This is a genomic window from Serratia sp. CC22-02 (genome assembly GCF_900182895.1).
GTDB lineage: Bacteria > Pseudomonadota > Gammaproteobacteria > Enterobacterales > Enterobacteriaceae > Serratia > Serratia nevei.
This window is the reverse complement of the sequence record NZ_FXUD01000010.1, coordinates 1-26,484: the sequence shown is the minus strand read 5'-3', so window position 1 is coordinate 26,484 and position 26,484 is coordinate 1. Positions and strand designations below refer to the sequence as shown.

The 26,484-nt window shown below is 60.4% G+C and carries 28 protein-coding genes and 1 pseudogene; 13 read left to right on the top strand and 16 right to left on the bottom strand.

The genetic code is table 11. From position 1 onward, the window contains the following. Positions 1–22 precede the first annotated feature (22 nt). From QOL81_RS23445 to gpmM, 3 genes are read right to left on the bottom strand one after another with little or no spacing between them, the layout of a single operon-like run. Complete coding sequence (locus QOL81_RS23445) at positions 23–976, bottom strand: divergent polysaccharide deacetylase family protein (RefSeq protein ID WP_070913796.1); 954 nt, start codon at positions 974–976, stop codon at positions 23–25. Between the two features lie 2 nt (positions 977–978). Further along, the gene (gene envC / locus QOL81_RS23440) at positions 979–2,313 is read right to left on the bottom strand and encodes a murein hydrolase activator EnvC (RefSeq protein WP_049201812.1); all 1,335 of its coding nucleotides are present in this window, start codon (positions 2,311–2,313) and stop codon (positions 979–981) included. A 9-nt stretch (positions 2,314–2,322) separates the two neighbouring features. Further along, the gene (gene gpmM / locus QOL81_RS23435; protein ID WP_070913795.1) at positions 2,323–3,867 is read right to left on the bottom strand and encodes a 2,3-bisphosphoglycerate-independent phosphoglycerate mutase; all 1,545 of its coding nucleotides are present in this window, start codon (positions 3,865–3,867) and stop codon (positions 2,323–2,325) included. A gap of 297 nt (positions 3,868–4,164) precedes the next feature. On the opposite strand from gpmM, the gene QOL81_RS23430 reads away from it, so the two are divergent. From QOL81_RS23430 to cysE, 5 genes are all read left to right on the top strand, one after another. Further along, positions 4,165–4,599 (top strand): rhodanese-like domain-containing protein, encoded by a 435-nt coding sequence (locus QOL81_RS23430; RefSeq protein ID WP_038872623.1) that lies wholly within the window; start codon positions 4,165–4,167, stop codon positions 4,597–4,599. 28 nt (positions 4,600–4,627) lie between these two features. Continuing rightward, a complete protein-coding gene (gene grxC, locus QOL81_RS23425) occupies positions 4,628–4,876 on the top strand; it encodes a glutaredoxin 3 (RefSeq protein ID WP_004931142.1) in 249 nt (82 codons plus the stop codon). Between the two features lie 57 nt (positions 4,877–4,933). Then, complete coding sequence (secB, locus tag QOL81_RS23420; RefSeq protein ID WP_025304678.1) at positions 4,934–5,404, top strand: protein-export chaperone SecB; 471 nt, start codon at positions 4,934–4,936, stop codon at positions 5,402–5,404. Next, on the top strand, positions 5,404–6,423 hold the full coding sequence (gene gpsA, locus QOL81_RS23415) for an NAD(P)H-dependent glycerol-3-phosphate dehydrogenase (RefSeq protein WP_038872626.1): 1,020 nt from the start codon (positions 5,404–5,406) through the stop codon (positions 6,421–6,423). The genes secB and gpsA overlap by 1 nt, the downstream gene beginning before the upstream one ends. A 103-nt stretch (positions 6,424–6,526) precedes the next feature. Beyond that, positions 6,527–7,348, top strand: coding sequence for a serine O-acetyltransferase (cysE, locus tag QOL81_RS23410; protein WP_004931135.1), 822 nt, complete (start codon positions 6,527–6,529; stop codon positions 7,346–7,348). A gap of 61 nt (positions 7,349–7,409) precedes the next feature. Here the strand turns inward: cysE and QOL81_RS23405 are convergent, their stop codons facing one another. The 5 genes from QOL81_RS23405 to cpxR form a co-directional block, all read right to left on the bottom strand. Beyond that, positions 7,410–8,081 (bottom strand): DUF3313 domain-containing protein, encoded by a 672-nt coding sequence (locus tag QOL81_RS23405; protein ID WP_038872629.1) that lies wholly within the window; start codon positions 8,079–8,081, stop codon positions 7,410–7,412. Positions 8,082–8,185: 104 nt separating this feature from the next. Further along, positions 8,186–8,959 (bottom strand): CHAD domain-containing protein, encoded by a 774-nt coding sequence (locus QOL81_RS23400; protein ID WP_060424975.1) that lies wholly within the window; start codon positions 8,957–8,959, stop codon positions 8,186–8,188. A 61-nt stretch (positions 8,960–9,020) separates the two neighbouring features. Next, a complete protein-coding gene (gene trmL, locus QOL81_RS23395; RefSeq protein ID WP_004931130.1) occupies positions 9,021–9,494 on the bottom strand; it encodes a tRNA (uridine(34)/cytosine(34)/5-carboxymethylaminomethyluridine(34)-2'-O)-methyltransferase TrmL in 474 nt (157 codons plus the stop codon). Positions 9,495–9,537: 43 nt separating this feature from the next. Then, on the bottom strand, positions 9,538–10,932 hold the full coding sequence (gene cpxA / locus QOL81_RS23390; protein WP_047729612.1) for an envelope stress sensor histidine kinase CpxA: 1,395 nt from the start codon (positions 10,930–10,932) through the stop codon (positions 9,538–9,540). Continuing rightward, a complete protein-coding gene (gene cpxR / locus QOL81_RS23385; protein ID WP_004931124.1) occupies positions 10,929–11,627 on the bottom strand; it encodes an envelope stress response regulator transcription factor CpxR in 699 nt (232 codons plus the stop codon). Before cpxR ends, cpxA begins: the two co-directional genes overlap by 4 nt. A 148-nt stretch (positions 11,628–11,775) precedes the next feature. Here cpxR and cpxP point away from each other — a divergent pair, with 148 nt between their 5' ends. From cpxP to QOL81_RS23365, 4 genes are all read left to right on the top strand, one after another. Continuing rightward, positions 11,776–12,255 (top strand): cell-envelope stress modulator CpxP, encoded by a 480-nt coding sequence (cpxP, locus tag QOL81_RS23380; RefSeq protein WP_004931122.1) that lies wholly within the window; start codon positions 11,776–11,778, stop codon positions 12,253–12,255. A 132-nt stretch (positions 12,256–12,387) separates the two neighbouring features. Next, on the top strand, positions 12,388–13,290 hold the full coding sequence (gene fieF / locus QOL81_RS23375; protein ID WP_033649885.1) for a CDF family cation-efflux transporter FieF: 903 nt from the start codon (positions 12,388–12,390) through the stop codon (positions 13,288–13,290). Positions 13,291–13,521: 231 nt separating this feature from the next. Then, complete coding sequence (gene pfkA, locus QOL81_RS23370; protein ID WP_004931116.1) at positions 13,522–14,484, top strand: 6-phosphofructokinase; 963 nt, start codon at positions 13,522–13,524, stop codon at positions 14,482–14,484. Positions 14,485–14,670: 186 nt separating this feature from the next. After that, positions 14,671–15,660: a sulfate ABC transporter substrate-binding protein gene (locus QOL81_RS23365; RefSeq protein WP_060424973.1), complete on the top strand. Its 990-nt coding sequence runs from the start codon at positions 14,671–14,673 to the stop codon at positions 15,658–15,660. Positions 15,661–15,725: 65 nt separating this feature from the next. Here the strand turns inward: QOL81_RS23365 and tpiA are convergent, their stop codons facing one another. Beyond that, a complete protein-coding gene (gene tpiA / locus QOL81_RS23360; protein WP_004931113.1) occupies positions 15,726–16,493 on the bottom strand; it encodes a triose-phosphate isomerase in 768 nt (255 codons plus the stop codon). Positions 16,494–16,620: 127 nt separating this feature from the next. Then, entirely contained in the window at positions 16,621–17,205 is a 585-nt protein-coding gene (locus QOL81_RS23355) for a DUF1454 family protein (RefSeq protein WP_047729614.1), read from the bottom strand. Positions 17,206–17,404: 199 nt separating this feature from the next. Between QOL81_RS23355 and QOL81_RS23350 the strand changes: the two genes are divergently transcribed. Further along, on the top strand, positions 17,405–17,824 hold the full coding sequence (locus tag QOL81_RS23350; protein WP_019452229.1) for a DUF805 domain-containing protein: 420 nt from the start codon (positions 17,405–17,407) through the stop codon (positions 17,822–17,824). An 11-nt stretch (positions 17,825–17,835) separates the two neighbouring features. Here the strand turns inward: QOL81_RS23350 and fpr are convergent, their stop codons facing one another. Both fpr and QOL81_RS23340 read right to left on the bottom strand, forming a co-directional pair. After that, positions 17,836–18,582, bottom strand: coding sequence for a ferredoxin--NADP(+) reductase (gene fpr, locus QOL81_RS23345; protein WP_047729616.1), 747 nt, complete (start codon positions 18,580–18,582; stop codon positions 17,836–17,838). Between the two features lie 3 nt (positions 18,583–18,585). Next, positions 18,586–19,197: a helix-turn-helix transcriptional regulator gene (locus QOL81_RS23340; protein ID WP_060424972.1), complete on the bottom strand. Its 612-nt coding sequence runs from the start codon at positions 19,195–19,197 to the stop codon at positions 18,586–18,588. 297 nt (positions 19,198–19,494) lie between these two features. Here QOL81_RS23340 and emrD point away from each other — a divergent pair, with 297 nt between their 5' ends. Then, entirely contained in the window at positions 19,495–20,679 is a 1,185-nt protein-coding gene (emrD, locus tag QOL81_RS23335; protein WP_004931102.1) for a multidrug efflux MFS transporter EmrD, read from the top strand. Positions 20,680–20,813: 134 nt separating this feature from the next. Next, positions 20,814–21,788: a dicarboxylate transporter/tellurite-resistance protein TehA gene (gene tehA, locus QOL81_RS23330; RefSeq protein ID WP_060424970.1), complete on the top strand. Its 975-nt coding sequence runs from the start codon at positions 20,814–20,816 to the stop codon at positions 21,786–21,788. 40 nt (positions 21,789–21,828) lie between these two features. Here tehA and glpX read toward each other — a convergent pair whose 3' ends face one another. The 3 genes from glpX to QOL81_RS23315 all read right to left on the bottom strand — a co-directional run bounded on the left by glpX (position 21,829) and on the right by QOL81_RS23315 (position 25,364). Then, positions 21,829–22,839 carry a class II fructose-bisphosphatase gene (glpX, locus tag QOL81_RS23325; RefSeq protein WP_070913792.1) on the bottom strand — a complete coding sequence of 337 codons (1,011 nt, stop codon included), beginning with the start codon at positions 22,837–22,839 and terminating at the stop codon, positions 21,829–21,831. A gap of 128 nt (positions 22,840–22,967) precedes the next feature. Beyond that, positions 22,968–24,476 carry a glycerol kinase GlpK gene (gene glpK, locus QOL81_RS23320; protein ID WP_019452234.1) on the bottom strand — a complete coding sequence of 503 codons (1,509 nt, stop codon included), beginning with the start codon at positions 24,474–24,476 and terminating at the stop codon, positions 22,968–22,970. A 42-nt stretch (positions 24,477–24,518) separates the two neighbouring features. Beyond that, positions 24,519–25,364 (bottom strand): MIP/aquaporin family protein, encoded by an 846-nt coding sequence (locus tag QOL81_RS23315; RefSeq protein WP_038872721.1) that lies wholly within the window; start codon positions 25,362–25,364, stop codon positions 24,519–24,521. 524 nt (positions 25,365–25,888) lie between these two features. Between QOL81_RS23315 and zapB the strand changes: the two genes are divergently transcribed. Next, entirely contained in the window at positions 25,889–26,128 is a 240-nt protein-coding gene (zapB, locus tag QOL81_RS23310) for a septal ring assembly protein ZapB (protein WP_004931092.1), read from the top strand. A 49-nt stretch (positions 26,129–26,177) separates the two neighbouring features. On the opposite strand, the pseudogene QOL81_RS23305 reads toward zapB, so the two are convergent. Continuing rightward, a pseudogene (locus tag QOL81_RS23305) lies at positions 26,178–26,484 on the bottom strand (IS4 family transposase); the annotation flags it as partial.

Genomic DNA, 26,484 nt, shown 5'->3' with positions numbered 1-26,484 from the left:
GGCCGGAATTCCGGCCCTTTTTTTATGCTTGCGGTTTGGCTTGCGTCCAGTGCTGCCAATGACGCTTGATGAAGATCACCGGCGGCGAGCTGGCGATGCTGTCGGCGATGACGCCCAGCGCGGTGCCGGCGTTGGTTTTTTCCTTCGGCGGTTTGACCTTGCACTGCTTGATGCCGCCGCTGAACGGGTTCTTCGGCTGCGGTTTTTGCGGTTTGACCGGCGGCGGGACGTAGCTGCCGCCAGCGTTGCCCTGCGGTTCGTTCAGCAGCGCGCTCGGCTTGACCAGCACGATATCGGCGGGCAGCGACGGCAGCATCTGCTGCAGCACCTTTACCGTCGCCGGGCGCGGGTGGCCAATGGCGATGGCGGAGCCGTTGCGCCGCGCCAATTCGACCGCGCGGTTGAACTGGCGGCGGATGTCGGCTTCGTTCGCGGTATCGTCGAGAAACACCTTGCGTTTGATCACTTTCACGCCGGTGCCGGCCGCGGCGCGGGTCGCCTGGCTGCTGCCGATGGTCATGCTGTCGAGGAAGTACAGGCGGTAGCTTTCGAGCGCCTGCATCACTTTCTGCATGCCCGGCAGGCTGGAGGTCATGGCGCTGCCCATGTGGTTGTTCATGCCGACCGCGTAGGGCACGTTGTTCACCGCATTGCGGATGATGCGCTGGATCTCGTCGCTGCTCATGGAAGGCTGCAGGGTATCGCGCTCCAGCGGCTGCTTGCTGAGCGGCGCCATCGGCATGTGGATCAAGACTTCGCGGCCCTGGCTGTGGGCGCGGGTGGCCATCAGGCGGGCATGCGGCGCGTTGGGCAACACCGCGACCGAGATCGCCGTCGGCATTTGCAGCACCGCGTTTTCTTCGTGAGGGCGGTAGCCCACGTCATCGATGACGATGGAGAGTTTTCCTGCCTGCGCAGCGTAAACCTGCAGCAGACAGCCTATTAACAGAGCTGTTCGGGTTTTGACATAGCGCAAATCTATCTTCCCAACCACGGCAGTGGGTTAACCGCCTGTCCCTGACGACGGATTTCGAAATAGAGCGACGGCGTTCCCTGGCCGCCGCTGGTGCCGACCAGAGCGATCGGCTGGCCGGCGCGCACCTGCGCCCCGACGTTGACCAACGCGCTTTGGTTGTAGCCGTACACGCTCATGTCGCCTTTACCGTGTTCGACCACCACCATCAGGCCATAGCCTTGCAGCCAGTCGGCCAGCAGCACGCGGCCATCGGCGACGGCTTTCACTTCGCTGCCTTCGCGGGCTTCGATCACCATGCCTTTCCAGCGTAGCTCGCCCTGCTGCTGTTCGCCAAAGCCGTGCAGCGTGCGGCCGCGCACCGGCCACATCAGCTGGCCGGCCGGACGACCGAGGCCGCCGGTTCGCGCCATCAGCGAGCGATCGGCTTCGCTAGGTTTGTAGGTCGTGCCGGTTTTCTTCGCCTGCTGCTCCTTGATGCGCACCTGTTCGCGCACCTTGGCCGCTTCACGCGCTTCGCGTTCGGCGCGCGCACGGGCTTCGCGCTCCGCCCGAGCGATCTTGTCGCGCATGCGGGCTTCGTTCTGGCGCAGTTCCACCAGGCGTTGTTGGTCTTTTTCCAGCGAGGCTTCCAGCGCGGTCAGCGTTTTCTTGCGGGCGCCACGCGCCTGCTCCAGCTTCTGCTGCTGCGTCTGTTGCTCGCCCAGTAAGGATTTTTGCTGGCCCTGTTTGGCCACCAGCGTGGTTTTTTGCTTCGCCAGCTCGGCGCGGGTCTGCTTCAGCTCTTCGATGGTTTTCTGACGCGCTTCGTTCAGATAGCCGAAATAGGCCAGAATACGTTCGCTGCGCTGGCTTTCTTCACCGCTGAGGATCAGCTGCACGGCGCTGTGCTGCCCTTGCCGGAAGGCGGCGTCGAGCTGTTTGGCGAGGAGGTTTTGTTGGGTCGATTGCTGCTTTTGCAGTTTGGCTATCGAGGCGTTCAGGCCGGAAATGTCTTTGCCCAGTTGGGTGAGCGTGCCCTGGGTGTCGCGCAACTGGCGGCTGGCCTGGGCGATGGTTTTTTCCTGCTGACGCAGCTGATCCTGCAGCGAGCTGCGCTGCTGTTGCTGCTGCTTCACCGCTTTTTCTTTCTCGGCGATGCTCTGCTGGATGTCTTTCAGCTGGGATTTATTGTCTTCCGCCGCCTGGCCGGCGAGCGGCAACAGCAAGACGCCAGCGCAAAATACGCTGGCGCACATGGCGGTGAACGTCCTTGGCGCGGTGCGTTCAGGCAGCGGTCGGCTGCCTGCGTTTGCGCTTCGGGTTACCCTTGATAGTGCAAAAAACGCCTTCTCCCTCATGGAGAAGGATTATTCCACGATGAACAGCGGCTTACCAGTCATCTCTTGCGGGATTTCCATTCCCATCAGCGTTAACAGGGTTGGCGCGATGTCCGAAAGCTTGCCGCCTTCGACCGCCCGCGCCGGTTTGCCGACGTAAATCAATGGCACCGGCAGGCTGGTGTGGGCGGTGTGCGCCTGGCCGGTGGCCGGATCGCGCATCTGCTCGGCGTTGCCGTGATCGGCGGTGATCAGCAGCTGGCCGTCGACGTCGCGCACTGCATCAACCACCTGGGCGATGCAGGCGTCCAGCGTTTCCACCGCTTTGACCGCCGCTTCATACACGCCGGTATGCCCTACCATGTCGCCGTTCGGGTAGTTGCAGATAATGGCATCGTATTTGCCGCTGCGGATGGCGCTCAGCAGCTTGTCGGTCAGCTCGGCGGCGCTCATCTCCGGCTGCAGATCGTAGGTGGCAACCTTCGGCGAGTTGACCAGCACGCGGTCTTCGCCCTTGAACGGCGTTTCCACGCCGCCGTTATAGAAGAAGGTGACGTGGGCGTATTTTTCGGTTTCCGAGATGCGCAGCTGGGTTTTGTCGTGCTTCATCAGCCATTCGCCGAAGGTGTTGGCCAGCGACGCCGGCGGATAGGCGCAGGCGGTTGCGATGTCGGCGGCGTATTCGGTCAGCATCACGAAATCGCCGAACTGCACCTGTTTGGCGCGTGGGAAACCGTCGAAATCCGCGTTCACGAAGGCGCGGGTGATCTGGCGCGCGCGGTCGGCGCGGAAGTTCATGAAGATCAACGCGTCGCCGTCCTGCATTGCGGCATCGGCCTCACCGGCGGCGCGGATCACGGTCGGTCTGACGAACTCGTCGTTTTCCCCGCGCTGATAAGCGGCCTGCAGGCCGGCGATCGCATCCTCGGCCACGGCGTCGCCTTTGGCCGCGGTCAGCAGGTCATAGACCAGCTGCACGCGATCCCAGCGGTTGTCGCGGTCCATCGCGTAGTAGCGGCCGATCAGCGAGGCGATGCGCCCGACGCCCAGCGCGGCGAAAGCGTCGCGGCAGCGTTGCAGCGGGGCTTCGGCGCTGCGCGGCGGCGTGTCGCGCCCGTCGAGGAAGGCATGCAGATAAACGGCTTTGGCGCCGCGTTGGGCGGCCAGCTTGATCATGGCCAGGATGTGCTCGTCGTGGCTGTGCACGCCGCCCGGCGACAGCAGGCCCATGATATGCACCGCCTTGTCGGCCGCTACGGCCTTATCGACGGCGGCGGTCAGCACCGGGTTGGCGAAGAAGTCGCCGTCGGCGATCGCTTTGTCCAGTCGGGTCAGATCCTGGTACACGATGCGCCCGGCGCCCAGGTTGACGTGGCCGACTTCGGAGTTGCCCATTTGCCCATCGGGCAGGCCGACATCCAGCCCGGAAGCGGCGATCAGCGTATGCGGCTGCTCCCGCCACAGGCGATCCATCACCGGGGTGCCGGCGTTCAGGATCGCGTTGTCCTGCCGCTCTTCACGATGGCCGTAACCGTCCAGGATCACCAGTACCATCGGTTTTTTGTTGCTCGACATTGCATTGACCTCTTATGAACTTTTTAAGCTGCGAATAGCCATGCGCCCGCCGCAGGCATGGCTATTCACCCTCGAAAAACCGGCTGATTTTACACCGCCGGCGGCGATAAATAGCCCAAAGAGATCAAGGTTGCGGCGAATCGCGCGGGCTTTTATGCTCTGACGTCGGGAATTTCTCAGCGCAGCCCGCAGTTTCTACAATCGCGCTTGCTTATTGGCTGTATTTGCCGCACTCGGCAGGTATACTCTGGAACCTTGACTTATTTATCCCTTAACTGACGGGAGTTGTTACACCCCATGCTGCAAGAAATTATGCCATTCGTAAGCAGACACCCTATTCTGAGCCTGGCTTGGATCGCTCTGCTGGTCGCCGTGATCGTCATGACCTTCAAAAGCCGTTTCTCCAAGGTTAAAGAGATCGCCCGCGGTGAAGCTATTCGCCTGATCAACAAAGAAGAAGCCGTGGTGGTCGACACCCGCAGCCGCGACGATTTCCGCCGTGGTCACCTGGCCAACGCCATCAACCTGACCGCCAGCGAAATCAAAAACGGCAGCCTGGGCGAGCTGGAAAAACACAAAGCGCAGCCGATCATCGTCGTGTGCGCCAACGGCACCGCCTCCCGCGAGCCGGCGGAGAACCTGAGCAAGGCCGGTTTTGAAAAGGTGACTATGCTGAAAGACGGCATTTCCGGCTGGAGCGGAGAAAACCTGCCGCTGGTGCGCGGTAAGTAACCGTTTAACCTATTTGAGGTGGCAATCCATGGCTAACATTGATATCTACACCAAAGCGACCTGTCCGTTCTGTCATCGCGCCAAGGCGCTGTTGAACAGCAAGGGCGCGGCGTTTAACGAGATCGCCATCGACGGCGATAACGCCAAGCGCGAAGTGATGATCGAGCGCAGCGGGCGCACCACGGTGCCGCAGATTTTCATCGACGGCCGGCATATCGGCGGCTGCGATGATTTATATGAACTCGATGCTCGCGGCGGCCTGGATCCGCTGCTTTAAGCAGCTTGCCGGTTCACCGAGTGTCAATAAGGACGTTTAACCAAGGGTATTACTCACATGTCAGAACAAAACAGCACCGAAATGGCTTTCCAGATCCAACGTATTTATACCAAGGACATCTCCTTCGAAGCGCCGAACGCGCCGCAGGTTTTCCAGCAGGAATGGCAGCCGGAAGTTAAACTTGATCTGGATACCGCGTCCAGCCAGCTGGCTGACGAAGTGTATGAAGTGGTACTGCGCGTAACCGTGACGGCGAGCCTGGGCGAAGAAACTGCGTTCCTGTGCGAAGTGCAACAGGCGGGCATCTTCTCGGTAGCAGGCATCGAAGGCACGCAGCTGGCGCATTGCCTGGGTGCATACTGCCCGAACATCCTGTTCCCGTATGCGCGCGAGTGCATCACCAGCCTGGTTTCCCGCGGCACATTCCCGCAGCTGAACCTGGCACCGGTCAACTTTGACGCGCTGTTCATGAACTATCTGCAGCAGCAGGCGGAAGGCGAAGGTGCCGCACCACATCAGGATGCCTGATGAACACCGTCAATGCTTCAATGACTGTCATCGGTGCCGGCTCGTACGGCACCGCATTGGCCATTACGCTGGCGCGTAACGGCCACTCCGTGGTGCTGTGGGGGCACAACCCCGCGCAAATTCAAACGTTGCAGCAAGATCGCTGCAATCAGGCGTTTCTGCCCGACGTTCCCTTCCCCGATACCCTGCTGCTTGAAGCCGATTTGGCGCGTGCGCTGGCGGCCAGTCGCGACGTGCTGGTGGTGGTGCCGAGCCACGTGTTCGGCGACGTGCTGCGCCAGCTGAAGCCGCATCTGCGCCCGGACGCCCGTATCGTGTGGGCCACCAAGGGGCTGGAAGCGGAAACCGGTCGGTTGCTGCAGGACGTGGCGCGTGAGGCGTTGGGCGAGACGATCCCGCTGGCGGTGCTCTCCGGGCCGACGTTCGCCAAAGAGCTGGCCGCCGGCCTGCCGACGGCGATCGCGCTGGCGGCGACCGATGCGCAGTTCGCCGACGATCTGCAACAGCTGCTGCACTGCGGCAAGAGCTTCCGTGTCTATAGCAATCCCGACTTCATCGGCGTGCAGCTTGGCGGCGCGGTGAAGAACGTGATCGCCATCGGCGCCGGCATGTCCGACGGCATCGGTTTCGGCGCCAACGCCCGCACCGCGTTGATTACACGCGGGCTGGCGGAAATGAGCCGTCTGGGTTCTGCGCTCGGCGCCGATCCTTCGACGTTCATGGGCATGGCGGGGCTGGGGGATCTGGTGCTAACCTGCACGGACAACCAATCGCGCAACCGCCGCTTCGGCATTATGCTGGGGCAGGGCAAAGGCGTGCAGGAAGCGCAGGACAGCATCGGCCAGGTGGTCGAGGGCTATCGCAATACCAAAGAGGTGTTGGCACTGGCGCAGCGGCACGGCGTGGAAATGCCGATCACCGAACAGATTTATCAGGTGCTTTACTGCCATAAAGACGCCCGCGAAGCGGCGCTGAGCCTGCTGGGGCGAGCCCGAAAGGACGAAAAACCCAGCGCGTGACATAAAACGATATGCCGGGGCAGCGTGCTGACCCCGCAAATGACCTGGGCCGCTTCGCGCTACCGTGTGAAGCGGCCCGTTTGGCAAGGCAGAGGGGAATGTGATGTCGTCAGAAGAGTTGGAGCAGGTCTGGAACAGCATTAAATCAGAAGCGCGAGCACTGGCTGATTGTGAACCGATGCTGGCCAGCTTTTTCCATGCGACGTTGCTCAAGCACGAGAACCTGGGCAGCGCGCTCAGCTATATGCTGGCCAACAAGCTGGCGACGCCGATCATGCCCGCCATCGCGGTGCGCGAGGTGGTGGAAGAGGCCTACAAGTCCGACAACCAGATGATCGTTTCGGCGGCGCGCGATATCCTCGCGGTGCGGCTGCGCGACCCGGCGGTCGATAAATACTCCACGCCGCTGCTTTACCTGAAAGGGTTCCATGCGCTGCAGGCTTACCGTATCGGTCACTGGCTGTGGCAGCAAGGGCGGCAAGCGCTGGCTATCTACCTGCAAAATCAAATTTCTGTCGCCTTCGGCGTGGACATCCACCCGGCGGCGACCATCGGCTGCGGCATCATGCTCGACCACGCCACCGGCATCGTGATCGGTGAAACGGCGGTGGTGGAGAACAACGTTTCTATCCTGCAGTCGGTCACCCTGGGTGGTACCGGTAAAACCAGCGGCGACCGTCACCCGAAAATCCGCGAAGGGGTGATGATTGGCGCCGGCGCCAAAATTCTCGGCAATATCGAAGTGGGCAAGGGCGCGAAGATCGGCGCGGGATCGGTGGTCTTGCAGGCGATACCGCCGCACACCACCGCCGCCGGCGTACCGGCGCGCATCGTCGGGCGTCCGGAGAGCGATACGCCGTCGATGGATATGGACCAATACTTCAACGGCACCAATCACGGCTTTGAGTACGGCGACGGCATTTGAGTGCCGTCTGCGCAGCCATTCAGGGGGAGCTTCGGCTCCCCCTGTGTTTTTCAGGCGGCGGTCAGCCCTGTTTCGGGAAGTTGGTGATATCGGTAACGATGTCGTCGATCGCCGCCTTGACGTCATCCGCCGTGACCGGCGTGCTGTCGTTGTTGACGGTTTTGCCGTAAGCCTTGCGTACCACTTCCATCACCGTTTTACCGGTGTCTTGGTCGATCAGCTCGCCTTCGATATACAGCGCGGTATTTTGCGTCCGGTGCCCGGTCGCCGCCATGGTGCTGGCAACGACCGCCGCGACCGGTACCACCTCATAGAACTTCATGTCTTCGTTTTCGGCGGAAACGGCGGTGATGGCGAGTTTGGCTACTAACACACGTGAGCCTGCCGGGCTGGGCAGAATGGTGAAGCGGTTCTGTAGCGCGGCTTTAATCCGCTGGGTCGCATACGCCTTGATTTTGTTCAGCGTGTCCTGGCTGACGCGCGTGGTCGGTTTTTCCGCCGGGAAATAGACCACCGGTTGGAAATAGAGGCCGCGGTAGTTGGATTCCTTGTAGTTTGGATCTATCCAGCGCAGCGTTTTATGGCCGCTTGGCGAGGTGGTTTCCTGCAGTTTGCTGTAATCGGACAAGAAGCCCGAATATTGAGACGTTTGGGTGACTTTGGACGAACAGCCCGCCAGCAACAGGCCCGCTGCCAGAACCGCCATGGCAACGCTCAAGCGTTGTTTCTTCATATGGTTTCCTATGATGAGTGGTGATTACCCTTACAAAACATAGCGCATTATCTGTGCCTCATCGGGCATTTTCGGGGCCGGGCGTGCCCTGCCGTGGCCTTTTTTCAGGATCGTGATGCGCCGCCGGTTTTCGCCGCCAGCGCCGGTGATAAGGCGGCGAGTAGGGTATCCGCTCTGGCCAGCGCCTGGCGTTGCTCAACATGCCATAGGGGCAACAACGGCCAGAGATCCGCCTGATGCTCGGCCTGCAGGCACCAGACCTCCCGATCGTGCCAGTCGCCGAGGGCGTTTTGCGCCGCTTTGAGGCCCGCCGTCGCTTCGGCAGAGAGGGAAAGGCGTTGCGGATAGGCTTCGGCGGCGTAACGCAGGCGTTTTATCAGCAGCCGCAGATGGTGGCGATCGTAGCCGGTATCGGCCAATGCCCGGCGCAGCTGCCGCTGTTGGCGCTGCAGGCGCCGGTTCAGGCGGTATTTGGCGGTGCGTCGCGCGGTGCGGCGGAAGCGGCGCGGCCAGGCGTGCAACAGCGAGGGAAAGTCGATGAGCTGCGGATGGGCGAGCAGTTGACGGCAGCGAGCCTGAAGATCGCTCCGGCGCACGTTGGCCTGCCAATCGAGGCGATGGCTTGCCAGTTCGGCGATCAGCACCTCGAGATCGCGCAGCGGCGTCGTGAGCCTGCCCAACTCGGCGGCGGCCCGATCGAGCCGCGTTGCGCCGGGGCAGCCGCGCAACGGGCGCAGCAGGCTGCGAATGCGGCGCAGACAGACGCGCAGGTCGTGCAGCGCTTCGCTGTCTTGCGCCTGCTGCAGCCGCAGCAGCGCCTCGTTCAGCGCCGTCTCGAGGCGGCGAAGCTGGGTGACAATATCCTCGATGAAAGCCATGTGCCGTTCCTGGAAAGAACATCGCAGCGATGATGCTTCCAGTATGGCGCGTCGTCGCGGATTATGCCTTGATCAGCGCGCCGGCATAGTCCAGCTGCCGCCAGGCCTCATACACCACCACCGATACGGCATTCGACAGGTTCATGCTGCGGCTTTGCGCCTGCATCGGGATGCGGATTTTTTGCTGCGCAGGCAGCGCATCGAGGATGTCGGCGGGCAACCCGCGCGTTTCCGGGCCGAACAGCAGGTAGTCGCCGGCCTGATAGCTGACGGCGCTGTGCGCCGGCGTGCCTTTGGTGGTCAGGGCAAACAGCCGCTGTGGGTTTTCGGCGGCGAGAAAGGCAGCGTAATCGGCATGGCGGCTGACGCGGGTGAACTCATGATAGTCCAACCCGGCGCGGCGCAGGCGCTTGTCGTCCCACGGGAATCCCAGCGGTTCGATCAGGTGCAGGTTAAAGCCGGTATTGGCACACAGGCGGATGATATTGCCGGTGTTGGGTGGAATTTCGGGTTCAAATAAAACGATGTTCAGCATGTTGCAGGCCCCTCGTGAACGAGGGGCGCAGGATAGCAAACTCTTACTGTTCTGTCTTAGTCGACAGACGTTGATGATGCAGCGGCAGCCACAGCACCAGCCGCAGGCCGCCAAGCGGGCTGTCTTCGGCCTTCACCCAGCCGCGATGCTGGTTGACTGCCGCTTCGACGATCGCCAAGCCGAGGCCGGTGCCGCCGGATTCGCGGTCGCGCGCTTCATCGGTGCGGTAGAACGGACGGAAGATCTGCTCGCGATCTTCGGCGCTGACGCCGGGGCCGTCGTCGTCAACCTCGATGGTCACGCCCTGATTGTCGGCGCTGAACGCCACGGCAATGCGGGTGTGCGAATAACGCAGGGCATTGCGCACGATGTTTTCCAACGCGCTATCCAGCGCACTCGCGTTGCCGAACAGCGTCCACGGGCCGGGCGGCGCGGTGATCTCCAACTGCTTGCCCATCTGTTCCGCTTCGAAACGGGCATTGTCCAGCACGTCGGCCCACAGGTCGTTGGCCTTCAGCTGCTCGCGCGCCAGCTCGCCTTTTTGCTGCCCGCGCGACAGCGCCAGCAGATCGTTGATCATCGAATCCAGCCGCTGCGCTTCGGTTTCGATGCGCGCCAGCTCGTGGCCTTCACCATGGCGGCGACGCATCAACGCGGTGGCCAGCTGCAGGCGCGTCAGCGGCGTGCGCAGCTCGTGCGAGATGTCCGAGATCAGCCGTTGCTGCGCGTTCATCATGCGCTCCAGCGCGCTGACCATCTGGTTGAAGCTGGCGCCGGTGGCCAGAAACTCCTGCGGGCCGGCCTCCAGTTCCGGATGCTGCTTCAGGTTGCCACGCGCCACGTCATCGGCGGCGTTCTTCAGCTTGCGTGCCGGTTTCGCCAGGCTCCAGGCCAGCCACAGCAGCAGCGGGGCGCTGATCAGCATGGTGACGATCAGCAGCAGCAGCGGCCGGTCGAACATCAGGTTGATGAAATCGGATTGCGGGCTGTTGGCGGGGCGGATCAGGTACAGCTGGTAGTTGTCTTCGCCGTCGCGCACCGCGAACGGCCCGACCAGCTCGACGCGACCGTACTTTTTCTTCTTCGGATGATCTGAATTATCGGATTGGCCGATGAAGTTGCGGACGATCTGCATTTCATTGCGCTGCGCGCCGATCACCCGGCCTTCGCTGGTGACCAGCAGCAGGCGTTGGCCCGGCGGCGCCCATTTGTCGATGGCGCGGAACAGGCGGCGCCACCACATCAGATCGTTGGCCGGATCGTTTTGCAACTCGGCCTCGACGTGCTGTTCCAGCATCAACCCCTGCCGCTGCTCGCTGTCGAGCAGCGAGGTCATTTGGCGGGAGTCGAGCTTGGGCACCATCAGCACCAACATTAGCACCAGGGCTAACGTGAACCAGAAAATGGCGAAGATGCGTGCCGTCAAACTGTTGATCATGTTGCAGATACCATCAAATAACCCCGCCCGCGCAGGGTTTTGAACCACGGATGCCCGTCTTTGCGATCCGGCAGCTTACGCCGCAGGTTGGAAATGTGCATGTCGATGGCGCGATCGAACGGGGTCAGGCGTTTGCCCAGCACTTCCTGGCTCAGCAGTTCGCGCGACACCACCTGGCCGAGATGCTGCGCCAGCAGGTAAAGCAGGGTGAATTCGGTGCCGGTCAGATCCAGTACCTGACCGTCGAAGCTGGCCTCCTGGCGGCCGGGGTTGAGCTGCAGGCCATCGACATCCAGCGTCGGGGCGCCGCTGTCGACCTGCTGCTGCTGTTCGCTCCAGTTGGAACGGCGCAGAATGGCGCGAATGCGCGCGACCAGTTCGCGATCGTTGAAGGGTTTCGGCAGGTAATCATCGGCGCCCAGCTCCAGGCCCAGCACGCGGTCCAGTTCGCTGCCGCGCGCGGTCAGCATGATGACCGGCGTCTGGTGATGTTGGCGCAGTTCTTTCAACGTATCGATGCCGTTTTTCTTCGGCATCATGATGTCGAGCAGCAGCAGGTCGACGGAGCTGTCCAGCAGCGACAACGCCTGCTCGCCATCGTGCGCGACGACGATATTAAAACCTTCCATTTCAAGCAGTTCTTTTAACAGCGAGGTCAACTCGCGGTCGTCGTCAACTAACAGAATCTTGTTCATTATGATTTACCTCCAGACGCAAAATACGTCATCAACTGTTGCCATTCCATGACTTTACGTAGTTTTACATGCACTGACGCAGGTTTTCAGGTGTAGCGGTACACTGCTCCTCGTTGATTCGCAAAGTGAGAAAGCTTGAGGAGTTGAAATGCGTAAGGTGACCGCATTAGTTATGGCATCACTGCTGGCAATTGGTTCGACCGCTGCCTTCGCTGCCGACACTATACCGGACACAGCCCAACCTCCCGGCAACGACGCGATGACCCGAATACCCGGCCAGCACCATATGTTCGACGGTGTCAGCCTCAGCGAACAGCAGCGCCAGCAAATGCGCGATTTGATGCGCCAGGCCCGGCACGATCTGCCTGGTGTCAATGTAGCTGAAATGGAAGCCATGCATAAACTGGTGACCGCAGAGAAATTTGACGAAGCCGCCGTGTATGCCCAGGCGGAAAAGATGGCCCAACAGCAGGTCAAGCGCCAGGTCGAAATGGCCCGGGTGCGCAACCAAATGTATAACCTGCTGACGCCAGAGCAAAAAAGTGTTTTAGACCAGAAACATCAGCAGCGTATGCAGCAGATGGAGCAACAAATTTCTGGTTTGCAGCAAGCTTCTGCCCAGAAGTGAAGTACGACTGAGTAGTCCCCTGTTTTTCCTTGCCATAGACACCATCCCTGTCTTCCCCGCCATGATGGCGGGGTTTTTTTTATCCGACATTTCGCTATATTGAGCGCCACACCTTTTGACCGGGATCCCTTCATGGAACAGCGCTATGCACGCCTGGTAAAGTCCGCTGCGTTGGCCGCTACCGCGCTGGCGTCGTCGCTGCTGTTGATCAAAATCGTCGCCTGGTACCACACCGGTTCGGTCAGCCTGCTGGCGGCGCTGGTGGATTCGCTGGTCGATATTGCCGCCTCGCTGACCAACCTTCTGGTGGTGCGCTATTCGCTGCAGCCGGCCGATGCCGAGCACACCTTTGGCCACGGCAAAGCGGAGTCGCTGGCGGCGCTGGCGCAAAGCATGTTTATTTCCGGCTCCGCCCTGTTTCTGTTCCTCACCGGCTTCCAGCATTTGTATGCGCCGCAAACGCTGCGCGATCCCGGCGTCGGGATCGTCGTGACTGTGATCGCGTTGATCAGCACCCTGATTCTGGTCACCTATCAACGTTGGGTGGTCAGAAAAACGCGCAGCCAGGCAGTGCGCGCAGATATGCTGCATTATCAGTCAGATGTCATGATGAATGGTGCTATTCTTATCGCTCTTGGGCTAAGCTGGTACGGCTTCCAGCGGGCGGACGCGCTGTTCGCGCTGGGCATCGGCGTTTACATCCTGTATAGCGCGCTGCGCATGGGCTACGAAGCGGTGCAGTCGCTGCTGGATCGGGCGTTGCCGGATGACGAACGCCAGGCGATTATCGAGGTGGTTTCCTCTTGGCCCGGGGTGAAAGGCGCGCACGATCTGCGCACGCGGCAGTCGGGGCCGACGCGTTTCATCCAGCTGCATCTGGAGATGGAAGACACGCTGCCGCTGCGTGAGGCGCATCGGTTGGCCGATCAGGTGGAACAGGCGTTGCGGCACCGTTTTGCGGGGGCAGACGTCATCATTCACCTGGATCCGTGCTCCGTGGTGCCACCGGGTAGGCAGGGGCATTGGGAGCTATAATCAGATAGAGGCATAGATCGAAGTATTATCATGAATATCTGAGTTAGCTCAGCGTGCCATGCGATATTTTTACCGTTATATTGCGTGACTTGAATCAATTCAGCTGGGTGTTTTTGATATAATATCCAGCAATAAGCCGTAAAGCTGGTTTTCTGCAGCCGGAGAGGTTTCAAGACGATCGGCGGAGACAGAATTCTTAAGAAATTGCATCTACACAGTTCAGAGGTAGTCATGATCAAGAAAATCGGTGTACTGACGAGCGGCGGTGATTCGCCGGGTATGAACGCTGCAATCCGCGGCGTTGTGCGTTCTGCGCTTTCAGAAGGTCTGGAAGTTTTTGGTATTTACGATGGCTACCTTGGCTTGTACGAAGATCGCATGGAGCAGCTGGACCGCTATAGCGTGTCCGACATGATCAACCGCGGCGGCACCTTCCTCGGCTCGGCCCGCTTCCCGGAGTTCAGGGATGAAAACGTGCGCGCCAAGGCGATTGAAAACCTGAAGAATCGCGGCATCGACGCGCTGGTGGTGATCGGCGGCGACGGTTCCTACATGGGCGCCAAACGCCTGACGGAAGAAGGCTTCCCGTGCATCGGTCTGCCGGGCACCATCGATAACGACGTTGCCGGTACCGACTACACCATCGGTTACTTCACCGCGCTGGAAACCGTGGTGGAAGCGATCGACCGCCTGCGCGATACCTCCTCTTCGCACCAGCGTATCTCCATCGTGGAAGTGATGGGCCGTTACTGCGGCGATCTGACGCTGGCGGCGGCGATTGCCGGCGGCTGCGAATTCATCGTGCTGCCTGAAATCGAATTCAATCGCGAAGATCTGGTGTGCGAAATCAAGGCCGGTATCGCCAAGGGTAAAAAACACGCCATCGTGGCGATCACCGAGCACATCTGCGATATCGATGAGCTGGCGCGCCACATCGAGCAGGAAACCAAGCGTGAAACTCGCGCTACCGTGTTGGGCCACATTCAACGCGGCGGTTCGCCGGTTGCCTACGACCGCATCCTGGCCTCGCGCATGGGCGCCTACGCCATCGAGCTGCTGCTGCAGGGTTACGGCGGCCGCTGCGTCGGTATCCAGAACGAAAAAATGGTGCATCACGACATCATCGACGCGATCGAAAACATGAAGCGTCCGTTCAAGGGTGACTGGCTGGAAACGGCGAAAAAACTGTACTGATATGCCGCTCACCGCACGACAAAAAAGCCTCCGCTCGCGGGGGCTTTTTTATGCCCGTCGGCGATATATTCCGGAATCATCTATCCCAAAATTTTTTATTCTTTAATTGCCGGGAAAGTTTCTGGCAGGCTCTGATGCTAAATCAACCGATTGAGGTTGCGCTTAATTTTCTGGGAGAGCCTGTCGATGCGTAAATGGGGTGTTGGTCTGACATTGGTGCTGTTGGCGTCCGGCGCCATGGCGAAGGATATTCAACTGCTGAACGTGTCATACGATCCGACGCGTGAGTTCTATCAGGCTTACAACACGGCATTCAGCAAGCACTATCAGGCGGAAACCGGCGACAAGGTGACGGTGCGCCAGTCGCATGGCGGCTCCGGCAAACAGGCGACCTCGGTGATCAACGGCATCGAGGCCGACGTGGTGACGCTGGCGTTGGCCTATGACGTCGACGCCATCGCCGAACGCGGGCGTATCGAGAAAGACTGGATCAAACGCCTGCCGGACAACTCGGCGCCTTACACCTCGACCATCGTCTTCCTGGTGCGCAAAGGCAACCCGAAACAGATTCACGATTGGCCCGATCTGCTCAAACCGGGCGTGTCGGTGATCACCCCGAACCCGAAAACCTCCGGTGGCGCCCGCTGGAACTACCTGGCCGCCTGGGGCTACGCGTTGCACCACAACAACAACGATAAGGCCAAGGCGCAGGACTTCGTCAAAAACCTGTACAAGAACGTCGAAGTGTTAGATTCCGGCGCGCGCGGCGCGACCAACACCTTTGTTGAGCGCGGTATCGGCGATGTGCTGATCGCCTGGGAAAACGAAGCGTTGTTGGCGGAGAAAGAACTGGGCAAAGACAAGTTCGAGATTATCACCCCGAGTGAATCGATCCTGGCCGAACCGACGGTGTCGGTAGTGGATAAGGTGGTCGATAAACGCGGTACCCGCAACGTGGCGACCGCCTACCTGAAGTATCTGTATTCGCCGGAAGGGCAGACCATCGCGGCACAGCACTATTACCGTCCGCGCGATGCGGCGGTGGCGGCCAAGTTTGCCGGGCAGTTCCCGCAGCTGAAGCTGTTCACCGTGGATGACACCTTCGGCGGCTGGACCGAAGCGCAGAAGGTGCACTTCGCCACCGGCGGCGTGTTCGACGAGATAAGCAAACGCTGATGCCGTCTGAGCGGCAATAAAAAACCCCGGCTTGCCGGGGTTTTTTTATGACAAGCCTAAGACAATCAGGCTTTTTTCGCTGCGGCAGCGGCTTTGACGATCACGGCGAAAGCGTCGGCTTTCAGCGAAGCGCCGCCAACCAGCGCGCCGTCGATGTCCGGCTGAGAGAACAGCTCTGCGGCGTTCTTGTCGTTCACCGAACCGCCGTACTGGATGATGATTTCAGCGGCAACCGCGGCATCGTGTTTGGCGATGTGGTCACGGATAAATTTGTGCACGGCCTGCGCCTGCGCAGGGGTAGCGGACTTGCCGGTACCGATGGCCCAGACCGGCTCATAGGCGATCACGGTGCCTTTCATCGCCGGTGCGCCCAGCGTTTTCAGCACGGCGTCGATCTGGCGCGCGCACACTTCTTCAGTTTTGCCCGCAGCGTTTTCCGCTTCGGTTTCACCGATGCACAGCACCGGGATCAGGCCGGCTTCTTTCAGCACGGCGAATTTCTCGGCGATGACTTCGTCGCTTTCTTTGTGGTAGGTGCGACGCTCGGAGTGGCCGATGATGATGTACTGGGCGCCGACGTCTTTCAGCATGTTGGCGGAAACTTCACCGGTGAAGGCGCCGGACAGGTTAACGTCCACGTTCTGCGCGCCCAGCGCGATGCGGCTGCCGGCCAGCGCGTGCTTGGCCTGATCCAGATACATCACCGGCGGGGCGATGGCGACGCCACAGCCGTCAACGCTGCTCAGCTCATTGCGCAGGCCGGCGATCAGTTCGTTGACCATGTGGGTGCTGCCGTTAAGCTTCCAGTTACCCATAACTAATGGATGACGCATGTTTTTTCCTCCAACTAGAAAACGCGAGAGTCGAAATGACAACTGCCGGACCGGCAGTTTACCTGCCCAACAGTATAGAGATCATTAAGCGCGAAGGCTTTGCTTTTCGTCATTAAATGCCGCGCCGTTACGGCTCGGAAAGCGCCAGCTTAATCGGTTCAACCGCGAAGGTTACGCCTTTATCGCCGTTGTCCGAGACGACATAGCGAATGGCGCCGACCTGCTGTTGGTAAAAGCGCGACCCTTTGCCTTTTTCCAGCAGGCTGTTCACCTTGTTCTGGCTCTGTTCCACCGTCAACGCCGGTTCGAACTGGCGCATCAGCGCCGCCATGTAGCTGATGGCGATGGCGCGCGCGGCTTTTTCTTCATTGGCCTGCTGCAGCGGCAGGTGAGTGATCTGCAACGTTTTGATTTTACCGGTGCCTTTCTCCAGCGCGGTGGAGGCGTACAGGTTTTCGTTGAGTTTGCTGGCGGCGCGCGTCAGCAGCGGCGAATCGTCTTCGGCGGCGGGAATGGCGCGGAATTCGCCAATCGGCAGCTTCGGGTTATCGCGGTTGTATTTTTCGCGGAATTTGACCACCGTCAGATCGAACGTCGGTGCCCCGGCCAGCAGGTAAGGTGCGGCGGGCGTCGCATCGGCGGGCGGCGGATCGGCCCAGGCGCTGGCGGCCACCTGAAGCAGGCAGGCGATGACGAGGGTTTTTCTCAGCATGGCGTATGGCATCAAGGACAAAGATGGCTCCGATTAAAGCGATAACCCGCGGGGCTTGTCAAAGATCCCACGCCATTATCGGTTCGCTGACGAGAAAGCTGTGCGGCGCACCGCGTTATGCGAGGCGGAAAACTCGGCCCGGCAGCGCCTATGTTACACTGCGGCGCAGAATATGGGCAGGCTTAGAGCGCAGGAATCGATGACGTTACAACAGTGGTGTTTTTCTTTTAAGGGCCGCATCGGGCGGCGCGACTTCTGGATTTGGATGGGGCTGTGGTTGGTGCTGATGGCGGCGGCGTTTACGCTGGCCAATTATCAGCTGGTCGCCATCCAATCCATCGCCTTCTTTATCGTGGCGCTGCTGTGGCCGACGGCGGCGGTGCTGGTCAAGCGCCTGCACGATCGCAACAAGGCCGGCTGGTGGGCGCTGCTGCTGATCCTGGCGTGGATGCTGGCGGCGGGGAACTGGCAGATGCTGGCGCCGATCTGGCAATGGGGCGTTGGGCGCTTCATTCCGACGCTGATTATCGTGATGATGATGATCGATCTGGGGGCCTTCGTCGGCACGCCGGGAGATAACCGGTTCGGCCCGGAAGCCGAACCGGTGAAGTTCCGCTGACCCTCGCCGGGTTACCAGTAGTGTTCGCTGGTGATGTGGCCCGGCTTGCGGCGCAGGTGCTTGCGCATCTGGCGGTGGTCTTTCAGCGTTTGCTGGGTGTCCCGCACCATTTGCGGGTTGCCGCACAGCATCACGTGGCTGGTTTCGGCGTCGATAGTCAAACCGATCGCCGCTTCCAGCCGGCCGTCCTCGATCAGCGCCGGTACGCGGCCGGTCAATGAGCCGGGCGCCTCTTCGCGGCTGACGACGGTCTGGATGCGCAGCTTGCCGTTGTAGCGCTGCTGCAGTTGCTGCATCAGCGGCAGATAGCTCAGGTCACGCGCAAAGCGCGCGGCGTGCACCAGCACCAGGTTGTTGAAGCGCTCCAGGCCGGCGCCCTGCTGCAGAATCGATAAATAGGGGCCGATGGCGGTGCCGGTCGCCAGCATCCACAGCGTATCGCAGTCGGGCACCTCGTCCAGCACGAAGAAGCCGGCCGCTTCTTTGGTTACCATCACGTCCGAGCCCGGCTGCAGCTGACTGAGGCGCGGGCTCAGCTTGCCTTCCGGCACGGTGACCAGATAGAACTCCAGATTGGCGTCGTCGGGGGCATTGACGTAGGAGTAGGCACGTTGCACCCGTTCGCCGTCGATCTCCAGCGCCAGCTTGGCAAATTGCCCGGCGGTGAAAGGATCGATGGGGGCATTGACCACCAGGCTGAACAGCCCGTCGGTCCATTGTTTTACCTGCGTAACCTTGCCGTTTACCCATTCAGCCATACTCTAAAGCTCCCGTGGTCGAATCAAATAAGCACAATGTCGTGAGCCGGAAATGGCGTGCGCGGTGCGCTCTACCCGGTAGTCGTTGCCGAACAGGCGGTGAAACAGCTGCAGCTCGGAATTGCACAGGCTGCTGCAGCTGGAACCGGCCACGCCAATCGGGCAGTGGTTTTCCACCAACAGCGTGCCGTGCGGGTGGTCGAACAATTCGGCCATGTAACCGTCGTGTTGCCGCAGGCGCACCAGGCGGGCTAACCGGTCCTGATGGCTGCGCTCGGCGGACAGCTCTTCGGCATAACGCAGATAAAGCTGCTCTTCGCGCGCGTTGAGCAACGGCTCCACCCCGGCGCCGCCAAACAGCTGCAGCGCGGATGCCCGCAGCCGCTCCTGATCGGCGGCGGCAAAGGCGTGCCCTCGCTCGGTCAGCGACCAGTAGCGCGTCGGGCGGCCGACCTTGCTGCGCGCTTCTTCGTAACAAACCAACTCACGTTTTTCCAGGGATTGCAGATGTTGTCGGATGCCCATCGGCGTAATGTCCAGACGCTCCGCCAGCATTTTGGCCGAGTGCGGGCCGAGAGCCTTTAACTGCAATAAAATCAGCTCAGGTGTTTTCATGAACCAAATCCCTATGGTGTTATTTTATTTCAAGTTGATGAAAAGAATTATCGATTAAATGCTAAAGCGCGGCTACTGCAAGGGCGCTATTTTTAACTCCAAAGCGTTAGACGTACAGTTTAATTTACGAGCCTGGTCGGGTTTGCTGCCAGTGTGACCTGGATCAATATCTGCCTGAAACTCGCTAAAAAAATCAGATTTGATTAGTTTATGCCGCCATAGAGGGCTGCTCGCCGTTCTGGCTGCTGCAACGGCCATACCGGGACGCTGTGACGAGTTGAAACGTTAACGAAGATAATGAGAAAACTAGAGAATTTTCACCTGCTGGTGATGCTTATCCTGTTGGTCGCCGTCGGCCAGATGGCGCAAACCATTTATGTTCCCGTGATTGCTGATATCGCCCACGATCTGTCGGTTCGCACCGGCGCCGTGCAACGGGTGATGGCGGCGTATCTGCTGACCTACGGTTTCTCCCAGCTGATTTACGGTCCGATATCGGACCGTATCGGACGTCGTCCGGTGATCCTGACCGGCATGATGATCTTCCTGGTCGGTGCGCTGGGCGCGCTGCTGTCCACCAACCTGACGATGCTGGTCGCCGCCAGCGCGATTCAGGGCATGGGCACCGGCGTGGCGGGCGTGATGGCGCGCACCATGCCGCGCGATCTGTATGCCGGCACCGCGCTGCGCTACGCCAATAGCCTGTTGAACATGGGGATTCTGGTTAGCCCGCTGCTCGCGCCGGTGATCGGCGGCGCATTGGCAATGGTGTTCGGCTGGCGCGCCTGTTATGCCTTCCTGTTGGCGCTGTGCGCCTGCGTCGCCTTCGCCATGTTTCGCTGGTTGCCGGAGACCCGCCCGGTGCAGACGGAAAAACGCCGCATGCTGGCCAGTTTTCGCCAGCTGCTGGGCGACAGCACCTTCAGCTGCTATCTGGTGATGCTGATCGGCGCGCTGGCGGGGATTGCGGTATTCGAGGCCAGCTGTGGCGTGTTGATGGGCGGCGTATTGGGGCTGAGCGGTCTGACCGTCAGCATCCTGTTCATTCTGCCGATCCCGGCGGCGTTTTTCGGCGCCTGGTACGCCGGGCGCGACGGCAAGACCTTCCACACCCTGATGTGGCATTCGGTGATTAGCTGCCTGCTGGCGGGGGCGATGATGTGGATCCCGGGCTGGTTCGGCGTGATGAACATCTGGACGCTGATCGTGCCGGCCGCGCTGTTCTTCTTCGGCGCCGGCATGCTGTTCCCGCTGGCGACCACCGGGGCGATGGAGCCGTTCCCTTACCTGGCCGGCGCGGCGGGCGCGTTGGTGGGCGGCATGCAGAACATGGGATCGGGGCTCGCGACCTGGCTTTCCGCCATGCTGCCGCAAACCGGGCAGTTCAGCCTCGGATTGCTGATGTTCGCGATGGCGCTGCTGATCCTGCTGTGCTGGTGGCCGCTGTCCAACCGGATGCAACATCAGGGGCATACCGCATAACCCTCTTCCTGAACCGGCGCAGGCCTTAGTCTTGCAAGACGACTAAGGTCCTGCCGCCGGTTTGACCCAGGTTATTACTGCGCTGAGGCGATCGGTATACACTTTACCGACAGTATTTTTCCGGGTTATTCGCTATGTCATCACTGCAGTGCATTCAACGTGTTCCCGTCGGCTTCTTTGGGATGGTTCTGGGGGTTTTCGGCCTCGGCAGCGCCTGGCGATACGCCGCCACGCTCGGCTATGGGCCCGGCTGGCTGGGTGAGTCGCTCATCTTTCTCGGCAGTGCTATCTGGCTGGCGTTGGCGCTGATCTATCTCTGCCGCTGCCTGATTGACCCACGCGCGGTGCGTGACGAGTTTCGCAGCAACACTCAGTTCAGTTTTATCAGCCTGCTTCCGGCAGGCGGCGTGTTGGTGTCCATCGGTCTGCACCCCTATAGCCTGCCGCTGGCGAATGGGCTGATGGTCGCGGGCTCCGTCGGCCAGCTCATCTTCTCGGCCTGGCGCTGTGCGCCGTTGTGGCGCGGCGAGTTCGCGTCGGAGGCCACGACGCCGGGATTCTACCTGCCGACGGTGGCCGCTAACTTTATCTGCGCGATGGCGTTTGGCACCGCCGGCCACCCTGATATCGGCATGATGTTTCTTGGAGCCGGTTTGATTTCATGGCTGACCCTCGAACCCGCCATCATCCACCGTCTGCGCACCAAGGCCGCGCTGCCGGCCGCCGCCCGCGGCGTTATCGGTATTCAGCTGGCTCCGGCCTTTGTCGCCTGCTACGCGTGGTTATGCGTCAATGGCAACGACTTCGATACGTTCGCCTTAATCCTGTTGGGCTACGGCCTGCTGCAGCTGTTTTTTATGTTCCGGTTGGTGCGTTGGTTTTTTGCCGGTGGCTTCAGCCCGGGCATGTGGGCTTTCTCGTTCGGCTTATCGGCGATGGCGAACGCGTCGCTGCGGTTGTTGCAGAGCCAGCGCGGGGCCGATATGCAAGTGCTGGCCTGGGGGCTGTTCGCGTTGGCTAACCTGCTGCTCGTCGGCCTGATGGTGAAGACGCTGTGGCTGCTGTTGCGTGGGAAACTGCTGCCCGCCAAAACGCCGGTGGCGGGATGAACCCGCCCTCAGCGGCTGCTGGGGGCGGTCTCTTGTCGGCTTACAGCAAAAACTCGTGCAGCGCCGGGTCTTTGCGATCCAGATAGTGGGTCGAACGGATGCGGCGGATGGTGCGCGACTTGCCGCGGATCAGCAGGGTTTCGGTCGTGGCCATGTTGCCCTGGCGGCTGATACCTTCCAGCAGATCGCCCTTGGTGATGCCGGTGGCGGAGAAGATCACGTTGTCGTTGCGCGCCATCTGGTCCATGCGCAGCACCTGACCGGCCTCGATACCCATTTCCCGGCAGCGTGTCAGTTCCTGTTCGCCGATGCGGCGGTTCTCGGCGCTGTCGCCTTTCACCTCATGGCGCGGCAGCAAACGCGCCTGCATGTCGCCGTCCAGCGCGCGGATCACCGCGGCTGAGATCACCCCTTCCGGCGCGCCGCCGATGCCATACATCACATCGACCTCGCTTTCCGGCATGCAGGTGAGAATGGAGGCCGCCACGTCGCCGTCAGGAATGGCGAACACCCGCACGCCCAGCTGCTGCATCTGCGCGATGACGCCGTCGTGGCGCGGTTTGGCCAAGACGATCACCGTCAGCTGCGACAGCGGTTTGCCCAGCCGTGCGGCGACGTTCTGCAGGTTCTCCGCCAGCGGCAGGTCGAGATCGATGGCGCCGCGCGCCGCCGGGCCGACCACCAGCTTCTCCATGTACATGTCCGGCGCGTGCAGGAAGGTGCCGCGATCGCCCACCGCCAATACCGCCAGCGCATTCGACTGGCCCATGGCGGTCATGCGGGTGCCTTCGATCGGATCGACCGCGATGTCGACCGCGTCGCCCTGGCCGGTGCCGACCTGTTCGCCGATATACAGCATCGGCGCTTCGTCGATCTCGCCTTCGCCGATCACGATGCGGCCATCGATATCCACTTTGTTGAGCATGATGCGCATGGCGTGGACCGCCGCGCCGTCGGCGGCGTTCTTGTCGCCGCGTCCCAGCCATTTGTAGCCCGCCAGCGCGGCGGCTTCGGTAACGCGGGAAAATTCGATGGCTAATTCACGTTTCATGGCAAACCTGTCTGTGAGAAAGGGAAGAAAATATCGGCAAAGTCTATCACAGCGCGGTGGCGGCGGGGCGGGGCAAAAAAAAGCGCCGCCCGCAGGCAGCGCTTGTTGGAGAAACGGCAGCGTCGAGATTACTCGTGATCTTCCCATGCCTGAGCACGAGCCACCGCTTTTTTCCAGCCGCTGTAGCGGTAGTTGCGTTCGGTGGTTTCGATGCTTGGGCGGAATTCGCGCTCAATCACCGCTTTGCTCTTCACTTCATCCAGATCGTTCCAGTAGCCGATGGCCAGGCCCGCCAGGAACGCGGCACCCAGCGCCGTCGATTCACGCACCTCAGGGCGTTCTACGCGGGTGCCGAGGATATCGGACTGGAACTGCATCAGGAAGTTGTTGGCGACCGCGCCACCGTCCACGCGCAGCGATTGCAGGCGGGTGTTGGCGTCGGCCTGCATGGCGTCCAGTACGTCACGGGTCTGGAAGGCGATGGATTCCAGCGTGGCGCGGATGATGTGGTTGCTGTTGGCGCCACGGGTCAGGCCGAAGATGGCGCCGCGGGCATACGGATCCCAGTAAGGGGCGCCCAGGCCGGTAAAGGCCGGCACCACATAGACGCCGTTGCTGTCTTTCACCTTGGTGGCGAAGTATTCGGAGTCGGCGGCGTCGCTGATCAGTTTCAGCTCATCGCGCAGCCACTGGATAGACGCACCGCCGATGAACACCGCGCCTTCCAGCGCATAGTTCACTTCACCGCGCGGGCCGCAGGCGATGGTGGTCAGCAGGCCATTTTTCGAGCGCACCGCTTCTTTGCCGGTGTTCATCAGCAGGAAGCAGCCGGTGCCGTAGGTGTTCTTCGCCATGCCCGGTTGAACGCACAGCTGGCCGTACAGCGCTGCCTGCTGGTCACCGGCGATACCGGCGATAGGAATACGCGTGCCGCCTTTACCGCCGATGTTGGTCTGGCCGTACACCTCGGAGGAAGGGCGGACTTTCGGCAGCATGGCACGCGGGATATCCAGCACTTCCAGCATGCGCTCATCCCAGTCCAGCTCGTGGATGTTGAACATCATGGTGCGTGAGGCGTTGGTGTAATCGGTAACGTGTACGCGCCCCTGGGTCATTTTCCACACCAGCCAGGTATCGACGGTGCCGAACAGCAGTTCGCCGCGCTTGGCGCGCTCGCGGGCGCCTTCGACGTTGTCCAGGATCCACTTCACCTTGGTGCCGGAGAAGTACGGGTCAACCACCAGGCCGGTGTTGTGACGGATGTACTCTTCCAGGCCGTCGCGCTTGAGCTTCTCGCAGATGTCGGCGGTGCGGCGGCACTGCCAGACGATGGCGTTGTAAATCGGCTTGCCGGTCTCTTTTTCCCAGACGATGGTGGTTTCGCGCTGGTTGGTGATGCCAATGCCGGCGATCTGATCGGAACTGATGTCGGCTTTCGCCAGCACTTCTACCAGCGTCGAGCTTTGCGACGCCCAGATCTCCATCGGGTCGTGCTCAACCCAGCCGGCCTTTGGATAGATCTGCGGGAATTCGCGCTGCGATACCGCAACGATGTTGGCGTCGTGATCGAGCACGACGGCGCGTGAACTGGTGGTCCCTTGGTCGAGTGCGACAATGTATTTTTTTTCTACAGTCATGGTAATTATCCTGCTGTTGTTAACCGTGTAAAACTGCACCCATCACGCTTTGCGCTGCTGGGTCTTGGCATCAGGCTCTTCTTCCGTCACGCAGACGTCGCACGGCAGGTGGCGGCCAATCAGCGCGCGGTAACCGAAAGCGCCCAGGCCACAGCCGACGATAGGGGCGAAGATCGGCACCAGGAAGTACGGGATGTCCCGTGCGCCGGTGAAGGCGACTTTGCCCCAGCCGGCCAGGTAGGCAAACAGTTTCGGCCCGAAGTCACGCGCCGGGTTCAACGCAAAGCCGGTCAATGGTCCCATGGAGGCGCCGATCACGGCAATCAGAATACCGATCAGCAGCGGGGCCAGCGGGCCGCGCGGAATGCCGTTGCCGTCGTCGGTCAGCGCCAGGATCAGGCACATCAGAATGGCGGCGATCACCGTTTCTACCAGGAAGGCCTGGCCGACGGAGATGTGCGCGTTAGGGTAAGTCGAGAAGATGCCCGCCAGTTCGAGGCTTTCGTTGCTGCCGCGCACCATGTGGTGGGCCGCTTCGAAGTCGAAGAACAGGTTGTAGTACAGCCCATAGACCAGGGCAGCGGCGCAGAAGGCTCCGGCGACCTGAGCAATGATGTAAGGCACCACTTTGCGCCCGTCGAAGCAGGCGAACAGCCACAGAGCGAGGGTGACCGCAGGGTTGAGATGCGCGCCGGAAATGGCGGCGGTCAGATAGATGGCCATGGCGACGCCCAGGCCCCAAATGATGCTGATTTCCCACTGGCCGAAGCTGGCGCCCGCCAGTTTCAGCGCGGCAACGCAGCCTACGCCAAAGAAGATCAGCAGCGCCGTGCCGAGGAACTCGGCGATGCACTGGCCTTTTAATGTCGGACTGGTGGTTTGGCTCATAATGTTGTTGTCCTGCAAAACGGCGGTTGTTGGTTTATAGGCTCAGTTGGGTATACATCCGGCCTATGGGCACAGTTTTTTTCATCTCGTCCAATTATTGAATAAGGACGTGATGTAAATTTATCGTTAACGAACATAAACGAGAAATAGCGAAATCAAAATGTGTGTGGCGCGTCATAAAATTGAGCGATTTCGCGTCGTTTAGTGTTCTTTCTGAGCCATAAAAGTGTGATCTGACCAGTGGTTTGACGAGGGTTGTTAACAACTCGCTGCAGTGGCGGCGGGGATTTTCAGTTTTTGCTGATGGCGGGGGCAGGAAAATTGCAACAGACTGCGCGATGATCCGGTATGTTGCTAGACAGGCGGAGACTGGCTACTTACAATCGTTTTTAACGAATCGAGACTGGCGCGCCTTCCGTAACGGCGCGCGTCACTGAGCGCGATGCAATATTCGCAGTAGCTGCAGCCGACGTTGCGGCCGCTACTTATAGATGTACGCCTTGCTATCATGAGGGGACTGAAGCATGTCATTTGAAGTATTTGAGAAACTGGAAGCAAAAGTACAGCAGGCGATTGATACCATCACCTTGTTGCAGATGGAAATTGAAGAGCTGAAAGACAAAAACAACTCTCTGTCGCAGGAAGTTCAGGCTGCCTCCGGCAACCACGAAGCGCTGGTGCGCGAAAACCAACAGCTGAAAGAAGAACAGCACGTATGGCAAGATCGCCTGCGCGCTCTGCTGGGCAAAATGGAAGAGGTCTAATTCCTCACGCCATGCAGCAACGAAAAGGGCGCCTCAGGCGTAATGCTTGTCAGTTAAGCTTTTGAGGAAGCCGCAACGTATAACGTTGCGGCTTCTTTTTTACTGCCCGTGGGTAATGCCTTTGCCGTCGAGAAGGAAGTACGAAGCTCCCCGCCATTGCCAGGATATCATTCATTATCTTCGGGACTTTCCCTGGGGCAACTGCCGGAAGCAGGCTCAGTTGGGCCGTCAGATATAACGCAGCCTGTTTAAAACCGATTTGATAAGGCTCTACATGCTTCAGGCTGTTAGCCATCTGCGCCATCATGAAGCGCAGCAGGTTATAAGCCAACGCCACGCCCCACAGTTCCTGCCTG

What these genes read in the sequence shown, in the direction of transcription:
- QOL81_RS23315 (WP_038872721.1), bottom strand. Translation starts at nt 25,364, where the DNA reads ATGAGCCAAACCACCAGTCCGACATTAAAAGGCCAGTGCATCGCCGAG.
- QOL81_RS23365 (WP_060424973.1), top strand. Translation starts at nt 14,671, where the DNA reads ATGCGTAAATGGGGTGTTGGTCTGACATTGGTGCTGTTGGCGTCCGGC.
- cpxR (WP_004931124.1), bottom strand. Translation starts at nt 11,627, where the DNA reads ATGAACAAGATTCTGTTAGTTGACGACGACCGCGAGTTGACCTCGCTG.
- emrD (WP_004931102.1), top strand. Translation starts at nt 19,495, where the DNA reads ATGAGAAAACTAGAGAATTTTCACCTGCTGGTGATGCTTATCCTGTTG.
- gpmM (WP_070913795.1), bottom strand. Translation starts at nt 3,867, where the DNA reads ATGTCGAGCAACAAAAAACCGATGGTACTGGTGATCCTGGACGGTTAC.
- zapB (WP_004931092.1), top strand. Translation starts at nt 25,889, where the DNA reads ATGTCATTTGAAGTATTTGAGAAACTGGAAGCAAAAGTACAGCAGGCG.
- fieF (WP_033649885.1), top strand. Translation starts at nt 12,388, where the DNA reads ATGGAACAGCGCTATGCACGCCTGGTAAAGTCCGCTGCGTTGGCCGCT.
- gpsA (WP_038872626.1), top strand. Translation starts at nt 5,404, where the DNA reads ATGAACACCGTCAATGCTTCAATGACTGTCATCGGTGCCGGCTCGTAC.
- tehA (WP_060424970.1), top strand. Translation starts at nt 20,814, where the DNA reads ATGTCATCACTGCAGTGCATTCAACGTGTTCCCGTCGGCTTCTTTGGG.
- secB (WP_025304678.1), top strand. Translation starts at nt 4,934, where the DNA reads ATGTCAGAACAAAACAGCACCGAAATGGCTTTCCAGATCCAACGTATT.
- QOL81_RS23355 (WP_047729614.1), bottom strand. Translation starts at nt 17,205, where the DNA reads ATGCTGAGAAAAACCCTCGTCATCGCCTGCCTGCTTCAGGTGGCCGCC.
- fpr (WP_047729616.1), bottom strand. Translation starts at nt 18,582, where the DNA reads ATGGCTGAATGGGTAAACGGCAAGGTTACGCAGGTAAAACAATGGACC.
- cpxA (WP_047729612.1), bottom strand. Translation starts at nt 10,932, where the DNA reads ATGATCAACAGTTTGACGGCACGCATCTTCGCCATTTTCTGGTTCACG.
- cpxP (WP_004931122.1), top strand. Translation starts at nt 11,776, where the DNA reads ATGCGTAAGGTGACCGCATTAGTTATGGCATCACTGCTGGCAATTGGT.
- QOL81_RS23400 (WP_060424975.1), bottom strand. Translation starts at nt 8,959, where the DNA reads ATGGCTTTCATCGAGGATATTGTCACCCAGCTTCGCCGCCTCGAGACG.
- envC (WP_049201812.1), bottom strand. Translation starts at nt 2,313, where the DNA reads ATGAGGGAGAAGGCGTTTTTTGCACTATCAAGGGTAACCCGAAGCGCA.
- tpiA (WP_004931113.1), bottom strand. Translation starts at nt 16,493, where the DNA reads ATGCGTCATCCATTAGTTATGGGTAACTGGAAGCTTAACGGCAGCACC.
- QOL81_RS23340 (WP_060424972.1), bottom strand. Translation starts at nt 19,197, where the DNA reads ATGAAAACACCTGAGCTGATTTTATTGCAGTTAAAGGCTCTCGGCCCG.
- glpK (WP_019452234.1), bottom strand. Translation starts at nt 24,476, where the DNA reads ATGACTGTAGAAAAAAAATACATTGTCGCACTCGACCAAGGGACCACC.
- QOL81_RS23430 (WP_038872623.1), top strand. Translation starts at nt 4,165, where the DNA reads ATGCTGCAAGAAATTATGCCATTCGTAAGCAGACACCCTATTCTGAGC.
- cysE (WP_004931135.1), top strand. Translation starts at nt 6,527, where the DNA reads ATGTCGTCAGAAGAGTTGGAGCAGGTCTGGAACAGCATTAAATCAGAA.
- grxC (WP_004931142.1), top strand. Translation starts at nt 4,628, where the DNA reads ATGGCTAACATTGATATCTACACCAAAGCGACCTGTCCGTTCTGTCAT.
- QOL81_RS23405 (WP_038872629.1), bottom strand. Translation starts at nt 8,081, where the DNA reads ATGAAGAAACAACGCTTGAGCGTTGCCATGGCGGTTCTGGCAGCGGGC.
- pfkA (WP_004931116.1), top strand. Translation starts at nt 13,522, where the DNA reads ATGATCAAGAAAATCGGTGTACTGACGAGCGGCGGTGATTCGCCGGGT.
- trmL (WP_004931130.1), bottom strand. Translation starts at nt 9,494, where the DNA reads ATGCTGAACATCGTTTTATTTGAACCCGAAATTCCACCCAACACCGGC.
- QOL81_RS23350 (WP_019452229.1), top strand. Translation starts at nt 17,405, where the DNA reads ATGACGTTACAACAGTGGTGTTTTTCTTTTAAGGGCCGCATCGGGCGG.
- glpX (WP_070913792.1), bottom strand. Translation starts at nt 22,839, where the DNA reads ATGAAACGTGAATTAGCCATCGAATTTTCCCGCGTTACCGAAGCCGCC.